The organism is Lysinibacillus sp. RS11, assembly GCF_042019215.1.
In the GTDB taxonomy this organism is placed as follows: Bacteria; Bacillota; Bacilli; order Bacillales_A; family Planococcaceae; genus Lysinibacillus; species Lysinibacillus xylanilyticus_A.
Map to the genome: position 1 here is coordinate 1 of NZ_CP168125.1, position 5,871 is coordinate 5,871.

A 5,871-nucleotide genomic window follows, 5' to 3' on the forward strand; every position below is an offset into this window, starting at 1 on the left:
CTTTCAAAACTGGATAAACGTGCATTGAATGTTTCAAACATTTTGGTTAAGTCCTCGATCGATTAGTATTCGTCAGCTCCATGTGTCACCACACTTCCACCTCGAACCTATCTACCTCATCGTCTTTGAGGGATCTTACTTACTTGCGTAATGGGAAATCTCATCTTGAGGGGGGCTTCATGCTTAGATGCTTTCAGCACTTATCCCGTCCACACATAGCTACCCAGCGATGCCTTTGGCAAGACAACTGGTACACCAGCGGTGTGTCCATCCCGGTCCTCTCGTACTAAGGACAGCTCCTCTCAAATTTCCTACGCCCACGACGGATAGGGACCGAACTGTCTCACGACGTTCTGAACCCAGCTCGCGTACCGCTTTAATGGGCGAACAGCCCAACCCTTGGGACCGACTACAGCCCCAGGATGCGATGAGCCGACATCGAGGTGCCAAACCTCCCCGTCGATGTGGACTCTTGGGGGAGATAAGCCTGTTATCCCCGGGGTAGCTTTTATCCGTTGAGCGATGGCCCTTCCATGCGGAACCACCGGATCACTAAGCCCGTCTTTCGACCCTGCTCGACTTGTAGGTCTCGCAGTCAAGCTCCCTTGTGCCTTTACACTCTACGAATGATTTCCAACCATTCTGAGGGAACCTTTGGGCGCCTCCGTTACCTTTTAGGAGGCGACCGCCCCAGTCAAACTGTCCGCCTGACACTGTCTCCTGCCCCGCTAAGGGGCATGGGTTAGAATTTCAATACAACCAGGGTAGTATCCCACCGACGCCTCCTTCGAAGCTGGCGCTCCGAGATCTCTGGCTCCTACCTATCCTGTACAAGTTGTACCAAAATTCAATATCAGGCTACAGTAAAGCTCCACGGGGTCTTTCCGTCCTGTCGCGGGTAACCTGCATCTTCACAGGTACTATAATTTCACCGAGTCTCTCGTTGAGACAGTGCCCAGATCGTTACGCCTTTCGTGCGGGTCGGAACTTACCCGACAAGGAATTTCGCTACCTTAGGACCGTTATAGTTACGGCCGCCGTTTACTGGGGCTTCAATTCGCAGCTTCGCTTGCGCTAACCACTCCTCTTAACCTTCCAGCACCGGGCAGGCGTCAGCCCCTATACGTCACCTTACGGTTTTGCAGAGACCTGTGTTTTTGCTAAACAGTCGCCTGGGCCTATTCACTGCGGCTCTCATGCGCTTGCACGCTCAAGAGCACCCCTTCTCCCGAAGTTACGGGGTCATTTTGCCGAGTTCCTTAACGAGAGTTCTCTCGCACACCTTAGGATTCTCTCCTCGACTACCTGTGTCGGTTTGCGGTACGGGCACCTCTCACCTCGATAGAGGCTTTTCTTGGCAGTGTGAAATCAGGAACTTCGTCCATACGGACTCGCCATCACAGCTCAACGTTACAGTGTGCGGATTTGCCTACACACACGCCTTACTGCTTGGACGCGCACAACCAACGGCGCGCTTACCCTATCCTACTGCGTCCCCCCATTTCTCAAACGGTGAGGAGGTGGTACAGGAATATCAACCTGTTGTCCATCGCCTACGCCTATCGGCCTCGGCTTAGGTCCCGACTAACCCTGAGCGGACGAGCCTTCCTCAGGAAACCTTAGTCATACGGTGGACGGGATTCTCACCCGTCTTTCGCTACTCATACCGGCATTCTCACTTCTAAGCGCTCCACCAGTCCTTCCGATCTGACTTCAACGCACTTAGAACGCTCTCCTACCACTGACATCGTAGATGTCAATCCACAGCTTCGGTGAATCGTTTAGCCCCGATACATTTTCGGCGCAGCGTCACTCGACCAGTGAGCTATTACGCACTCTTTAAATGATGGCTGCTTCTAAGCCAACATCCTGGTTGTCTGTGCAACGCCACATCCTTTTCCACTTAACGATTACTTTGGGACCTTAGCTGGTGGTCTGGGCTGTTTCCCTTTTGACTACGGATCTTATCACTCGCAGTCTGACTCCCGTGTATAAATATCTGGCATTCGGAGTTTGTCTGAATTCGGTAAACCGGGATGGCCCCCTAGTCCAAACAGTGCTCTACCTCCAGTATTCTCATCACGAGGCTAGCCCTAAAGCTATTTCGGAGAGAACCAGCTATCTCCAAGTTCGATTGGAATTTCTCCGCTACCCACACCTCATCCCCGCACTTTTCAACGTGCGTGGGTTCGGGCCTCCAGTAAGTGTTACCTCACCTTCACCCTGGACATGGGTAGATCACCTGGTTTCGGGTCTACGACCACGTACTAATTCGCCCTATTCAGACTCGCTTTCGCTGCGGCTCCGCCTTCTAAAGCTTAACCTCGCACGTAATCGTAACTCGCCGGTTCATTCTACAAAAGGCACGCTATCACCCATTAACGGGCTCTAACTACTTGTAGGCACACGGTTTCAGGATCTCTTTCACTCCCCTTCCGGGGTGCTTTTCACCTTTCCCTCACGGTACTGGTTCACTATCGGTCACTAGGTAGTATTTAGCCTTGGGAGATGGTCCTCCCGGATTCCGACGGAATTTCACGTGTTCCGCCGTACTCAGGATCCACTCAGGAGAGAACGAACTTTCGACTACAGGGCTTTTACCTGCTCTGGCGGACCTTTCCAAGTCGCTTCATCTAACTCGCTCTTTTGTAACTCCGTATTGAGTGTCCTACAACCCCAAGAGGCAAGCCTCTTGGTTTGGGCTCTTCCCGTTTCGCTCGCCGCTACTCAGGGAATCGATTTTTCTTTCTCTTCCTCCAGGTACTTAGATGTTTCAGTTCCCTGGGTCTGCCTTCAAGACGCTATGTATTCACGTCAAGATACTACGCGATTAAACGTAGTGGGTTCCCCCATTCGGAAATCTCCGGATCAAAGCTCACTTACAGCTCCCCGAAGCATATCGGTGTTAGTGCCGTCCTTCTTCGGCTCCTAGTGCCAAGGCATTCGCCGTGCGCCCTTAATAACTTAACCAAGTTATTAAGCCTATAAAAAAACTTAAAAAAATAAATGTGTTTGTTACAATTTCAATGTCGTTTTATCCAGTTTTCAAAGAACAAGTTTTGAAGTATTTCATTCAGAAGAATGAACCTTCAAAACTGAACGCAAAACGTAATCTTACAAACCCTAGGTTTGTATTCCGAAAATATCCTTAGAAAGGAGGTGATCCAGCCGCAGGTTCCCCTACGGCTACCTTGTTACGACTTCACCCCAGTCATCGGCCACACCGTGGTAAGCGTCCTCCTTGCGGTTAGACTACCTACTTCTGGTGCAACAAACTCCCATGGTGTGACGGGCGGTGTGTACAAGGCCCGGGAACGTATTCACCGCGGCATTCTGATCCGCGATTACTAGCGATTCCGACTTCATGGAGTCGAGTTGCAGACTCCAATCCGGACTACGATCGGCTTTTTGAGATTAGCATCCTATCGCTAGGTAGCAACCCTTTGTACCGACCATTGTAGCACGTGTGTAGCCCTGGCCGTAAGGGCCATGATGACTTGACGTCGTCCCCGCCTTCCTCCAGTTTGTCACTGGCAGTATCCTTAAAGTTCCCGACATTACTCGCTGGCAAATAAGGAAAAGGGTTGCGCTCGTTGCGGGACTTAACCCAACATCTCACGACACGAGCTGACGACAGCCATGCAGCACCTGTATGTAAGTTCCCGAAGGCACCAAAATCCATCTCTGGAAAGTTCTTACTATGTCAAGGCCAGGTAAGGTTCTTCGCGTTGCATCGAATTAAACCACATGCTCCACCGCTTGTGCGGGCCCCCGTCAATTCATTTGAGTTTTAGTCTTGCGACCGTACTCCCCAGGCGTCTACTTATCGCGTTAGCTGCGCCACTAAAGCCTCAAAGGCCCCAACGGCTAGTAGACATCGTTTACGGCATGGACTACCAGGGTATCTAAATCCTGTTTGCTCCCCATGCTTTCGCACCTCAGCGTCAGTGTTAGGCCAGATGGCTGCCTTCGCCATCGGTATTCCTCCAGATCTCTACGCATTTCACCGCTACACCTGGAATTCTACCATCCTCTCCCACACTCTAGCTAACCAGTATCGAATGCAATTCCCAAGTTAAGCTCGGGGATTTCACATTTGACTTAATTAGCCGCCTACGCGCGCTTTACGCCCAGTAAATCCGATTAACGCTTGCACCCTCTGTATTACCGCGGCTGCTGGCACAGAGTTAGCCGGTGCTTATTCTGCGAGTAACGTCCACTATCTGAAGGTATTAACTTCAGTAGCCTCCTCCTCGCTTAAAGTGCTTTACAACCATAAGGCCTTCTTCACACACGCGGCATGGCTGGATCAGGCTTGCGCCGATTGTCCAATATTCCCCACTGCTGCCTCCCGTAGGAGTCTGGGCCGTGTCTCAGTCCCAGTGTGGCGGATCATCCTCTCAGACCCGCTACAGATCGTCGCCTTGGTAGGCCTTTACCCCACCAACTAGCTAATCCGACTTAGGCTCATCTATTAGCGCAAGGTCCGAAGATCCCCTGCTTTCTCCCGTAGGACGTATGCGGTATTAGCATTCCTTTCGAAATGTTGTCCCCCACTAATAGGCAGATTCCTAAGCATTACTCACCCGTCCGCCGCTAAGTGATAGTGCAAGCACCATCACTCCGCTCGACTTGCATGTGTTAAGCCTGCCGCCAGCGTTCAATCTGAGCCATGATCAAACTCTTCAGTTAAAAAGAAATTTGATTAGCTCAAATTGTTTTGCTGGCATCATGTTTGATGTCCAAAATTTTGTTTCGTTCACTAACTCAAGGTTAGCTACTAAAAACTTTATTGATTACGTTTTGCTTGTTCAGTTTTCAAGGTTCATTTATTTTAATTGGTGGAGCCTAGCGGGATCGAACCGCTGACCTCCTGCGTGCAAGGCAGGCGCTCTCCCAGCTGAGCTAAGGCCCCAAAATTTAAGAAAAAATGGTCGGAATGACAGGATTCGAACCTACGACCCCTTGGTCCCAAACCAAGTGCTCTACCAAGCTGAGCTACATTCCGTTTGTTTTATTGGCGCGCCCGGCAGGAGTCGAACCCACAACCTTCTGATCCGTAGTCAGACGCTCTATCCAATTGAGCTACGGGCGCTAATTATAAAAATAAAATGGTGCCGAGGGCCGGAATCGAACCGGCACGGTAGTCACCTACCGCAGGATTTTAAGTCCTGTGCGTCTGCCAGTTCCGCCACCCCGGCACATTTGGAGCGGAAGACGAGGTTCGAACTCGCGACCCCCACCTTGGCAAGGTGGTGTTCTACCACTGAACTACTTCCGCATGTGCATAAGATTTATTTATCCTGGCAATTATGAAATTCTAAAAATGGTGCGGGTGAAGGGAGTCGAACCCCCACGCCTTGCGGCGCTAGATCCTAAGTCTAGTGCGTCTGCCAATTCCGCCACACCCGCATATTTTGTTGGCAATTAAATGGTGAGCCATGAAGGACTCGAACCTTCGACCCTCTGATTAAAAGTCAGATGCTCTACCAACTGAGCTAATGGCTCAAAACTATGGTGCCGGCGATAGGAGTCGAACCCACGACCTACTGATTACAAGTCAGTTGCTCTACCAACTGAAAGCGACACCGGCAAATGGTGGAGGATGACGGGCTCGAACCGCCGACCCCCTGCTTGTAAGGCAGGTGCTCCTCCCAGCTGAGCTAATCCTCCTGGGTATAATGCCTAGCGACGTCCTACTCTCACAGGGGGAAGCCCCCAACTACCATCGGCGCTAAAGAGCTTAACTTCCGTGTTCGGTATGGGAACGGGTGTGACCTCTTTGCCATCATCACTAGACTATTTTAAAGACAAGATTTATTATAACACATTTTGTTATAATTGCAAGCTTTTTTTAAAAAACTTTCTTGT

The 5,871-nt window shown here is 50.7% G+C and carries 9 tRNA genes and 3 rRNA genes; all 12 read right to left on the reverse strand.

What is annotated here, in order from left to right:
* Window positions 1–42: 42 nt before the first annotated feature.
* A 23S ribosomal RNA gene (locus tag AB9L17_RS25125) occupies window positions 43–2,970 on the reverse strand.
* 182 nt (window positions 2,971–3,152) lie between these two features.
* Window positions 3,153–4,692 (reverse strand): 16S ribosomal RNA (locus AB9L17_RS25130).
* Window positions 4,693–4,839: 147 nt separating this feature from the next.
* Window positions 4,840–4,915: transfer RNA gene (locus AB9L17_RS25135), tRNA-Ala, on the reverse strand.
* Between the two features lie 16 nt (window positions 4,916–4,931).
* Window positions 4,932–5,008: transfer RNA gene (locus tag AB9L17_RS25140), tRNA-Pro, on the reverse strand.
* A 10-nt stretch (window positions 5,009–5,018) separates the two neighbouring features.
* Window positions 5,019–5,095: transfer RNA gene (locus AB9L17_RS25145), tRNA-Arg, on the reverse strand.
* Between the two features lie 17 nt (window positions 5,096–5,112).
* A tRNA-Leu gene (locus AB9L17_RS25150) sits at window positions 5,113–5,201 on the reverse strand.
* Between the two features lie 5 nt (window positions 5,202–5,206).
* Window positions 5,207–5,281, reverse strand: a tRNA-Gly gene (locus tag AB9L17_RS25155).
* Between the two features lie 46 nt (window positions 5,282–5,327).
* Window positions 5,328–5,412 (reverse strand) — tRNA-Leu (locus AB9L17_RS25160).
* Between the two features lie 20 nt (window positions 5,413–5,432).
* Window positions 5,433–5,508: transfer RNA gene (locus AB9L17_RS25165), tRNA-Lys, on the reverse strand.
* A 7-nt stretch (window positions 5,509–5,515) separates the two neighbouring features.
* Window positions 5,516–5,593 (reverse strand) — tRNA-Thr (locus tag AB9L17_RS25170).
* Window positions 5,594–5,596: 3 nt separating this feature from the next.
* Window positions 5,597–5,673, reverse strand: a tRNA-Val gene (locus AB9L17_RS25175).
* 10 nt (window positions 5,674–5,683) lie between these two features.
* Window positions 5,684–5,799, reverse strand: a 5S ribosomal RNA gene (rrf, locus tag AB9L17_RS25180).
* The 16S, 23S and 5S rRNA genes sit together here with 9 tRNA genes alongside, the layout of an rRNA operon.
* Window positions 5,800–5,871: the final 72 nt, after the last annotated feature.